2 protein-coding genes are annotated in these 3,016 nt (G+C 40.9%); both read right to left on the reverse strand.

The features are described from left to right. A partial coding sequence (locus tag CYP05_RS01385; RefSeq protein ID WP_103641767.1) for an ABC transporter ATP-binding protein occupies nucleotides 1–1,636 on the reverse strand: 1,636 nt, incomplete at its 3' end. Beyond that, nucleotides 1,629–3,016 (reverse strand): cysteine--tRNA ligase (gene cysS, locus CYP05_RS01390; protein ID WP_103641768.1); only part of this gene is annotated, 1,388 nt, incomplete at its 5' end. The genes cysS and CYP05_RS01385, both read right to left, overlap by 8 nt.

Here is a 3,016-nt window from a genome sequence, read left to right on the forward strand (position 1 = left end):
CACTCAAAACTGCGATCTTATCGGCATTTTCAACCGTGCTTAAGCGGTGAGCGATGACGAAGATGATCTTTTTGCTTCTTAGATTATTTATCGCCTTTGTGATCTCTTTTTCGCTCTCGTTATCAAGCGCTGAAGTAGCCTCGTCAAAGATGAGGATTTGTGGATTTTGATAAAGCGCTCTAGCTATGGCGATGCGCTGTCTTTGACCGCCTGAGAGATTGGTACCAAATTCATTTAAGATAGTGTTTATGCCATCATCAAGCTTGCTTACAAACTCATAGGCATTGGCTAGTTTTAGTGCGTTTATCACGGCATCTTCGTTAAATTCTCTGCCGTAAGCGACATTTTTAGCAACCGTGTCGTTAAAGATATAGACGCGCTGGGTTACAAGCCCGATATTTTGGCGAAGTGAGTGAATTTTGATATCTTTTAAATTTGTGCCGTTTATCAAAATTTCTCCACCATTTACGTCGTAAAATCTCATAAGCAAATTCATAAGTGAGCTTTTTCCGCCGCCACTTGAGCCAACAAGGGCTATAAATTCTGACTTATTTGCCTCTAAATTTATCCCTTTTAATACCTCTTTGTCGCCGTAGTTTAGGCGGACACCCTTAAATTTGATCAAATTTATCTCTTCATTTAGCTCTTTTTGGCCATCTTTTATCTGGCTTACCTTATCCATCAAGAAAAAGGTCCTCTCGCTTGCTGCGATGGCATCTTGCATCTTGTTATAGATATTTACGATGCGTTTTAGCGGGGTGTAGAGCATAAAAAGCGCTGTTAGAAATGAGAAAAATGCGCCCATATTTATATGTCCGTCGATGACGTCTTTACCGCCTATGATGATGACCGCTGCCACGCCTATCGAGCCTATGGTCTCCATTAGTGGGCTTACTAGCTGCTCGATCTTGACGCTTTTTAAATTTAGCCTAAAAAATTTATTATTTTCATCAACAAAGCGTGAATGCTCGTATTTTTGGGCGTTATTTGCTTTGATTATCTCGATATTTGTAAAAATTTCACTAAGCGCAGATGTGATGTCTGATGTTTTTTCTTGCGACTGCTTTGAAATTTTTTTCATCCTTTTAGCAAGGCGCGAGATCGGATAGATCGCCACTGGCATGACGACAAGGGCAAAAAATGCCAGCTTTGGACTTTGATAGATGACGACACAAAGAAGTCCGATGATAGTTATAAATTCCCTCGTAAGTTCAGGGATCATGCTTGATACTATCGATCTTATGCGGTCGATGTCGTTTGTTGTTCTGCTGATTAGCTCGCCGGTTCTAAATTCATTGAAAAAATCCATATCTAAATTTAAAAGGTTTGCAACCATCTTTTCGCGAAATCTTCTAATCGTATCTTGTCCGATATATGCCGTAAAATAGGCCTGCATGAAGGTTCCAATGTTTTTTATAACGTAGATCGCGATGATGGCGCAAGGCAGTAAATAAAGTAGTTTTTCATTTTTCTCAACGAAAATTTTATTTAGCACAGGCTCCACGAGATAGGCACTTACCGCCGTTCCACCACTGGCAAGTCCCATGCCGATAATGGCAAAGATGAAGTGTGGGATATAGTCTTTAAAATATGGACCAAAGCGCTTTAGCACATCTTTTAAGCCAAAATTATTCATTATTTCTCTCCCAAACTGCGCCATTTGGCGTATCCATGATAGAGATATTTATCTTTGCTAGCTCATCTCTTATCTCATCAGCCCTTGCGAAATTCCTCTCTTTTTTAGCTACCGCGCGCTCATCAAGAAGTTTTTGGATATGCTCTTTTTGCTCGTCACTTACACCAAACTGAAAATACTCCACATAGTTTGTGATAGCAATGCCTAAAATTTCACTTATAAGACCCAAATTTGCCACCACTTCGGCCTTATATGCTTTATCTTTTGGGTTATTATCAAGTCTTTCATTTGCCGTTTTTACAAACTCATCGACGCTTGCAAGCGCCTTTGAAGCATTTAGATCATCGCTTAGCGCTTCAAGTAGCTCACTTTTAAAGCTCTCATTTGCCATGCCAGCTTGCACGCCATCAACTCTTTTTTTGAGGCGGTAAATTTTATCAAGTCTCTTTTTTGAAGCTACTAGATCTTCATCTGAATAGTTAAAATGCGCCCTATAATGGCTCGTAAGCAAGTAATATCTAAGCACTTCGCCATGCACATGAAGTAGAGCGTCTTTTACGAAAAAGCTGTTATTTAGGCTCTTGCTCATCTTTTCGTTATTTACTTTTATAAAGCCATTGTGCATCCAGTATTTGCTCAAATTCTTGTGATAGGCACATCTGCACTGGCTTGCCTCGTTTTCGTGGTGCGGAAAGAGTAGGTCGATGCCACCAGCGTGGATGTCGATCTCAAATTTATCATTTTCTTTGTCGCTTAAAAACTCCCTTATCATCGCCACGCACTCGGTGTGCCAGCCAGGGCGACCCTTGCCAAATGGGCTCTCGTACCATTTCTCGTCAAATTTCCAAAGCACAAAGTCTTTTTCGTCTCTTTTCTCGCCAAAACTAGCCACACGCGCGATAAGATCGGTGTTATTGTCCTTGCCACTAATGCTAAAATAGCCACTATCCTTGCTTGTGTCAAAGTAAATTCCATCGCTCGTCTTATACGCCACACCTCTATCCATAAGCACCTTGATGTAGCTAATGATCGCCTCCAAGCACTGCGTAGCCTTTGGCTTAAAGTCTGGATCAAGCACGTTTAAAGCGCCCATATCACTCTCGTAGTGCGCTATATATTTGTTTGTGATCTCTTCTAGGCTTTGACCAGTTTGCGCCATTTTGTTTAAAATTTTATCGTCGATGTCGGTGTAGTTTCTTGCAAATTTGACCTTGTAGCCAAGCGCTTTTAAGACCCTTCTTAAAAGATCAAAGCTAACGGCTGACTTTGCATGCCCCAAATGCGCGTCGTCATAGACCGTTGGACCGCACAGATAGATGCTTGCCTCACCATCTTTAATAGGGCTAAACTCAACCTTTTCTCTTTTAGAAGTATCAAAAA

The organism is Campylobacter concisus, assembly GCF_002913545.1.
Lineage (GTDB): Bacteria > Campylobacterota > Campylobacteria > Campylobacterales > Campylobacteraceae > Campylobacter_A > Campylobacter_A concisus_AV.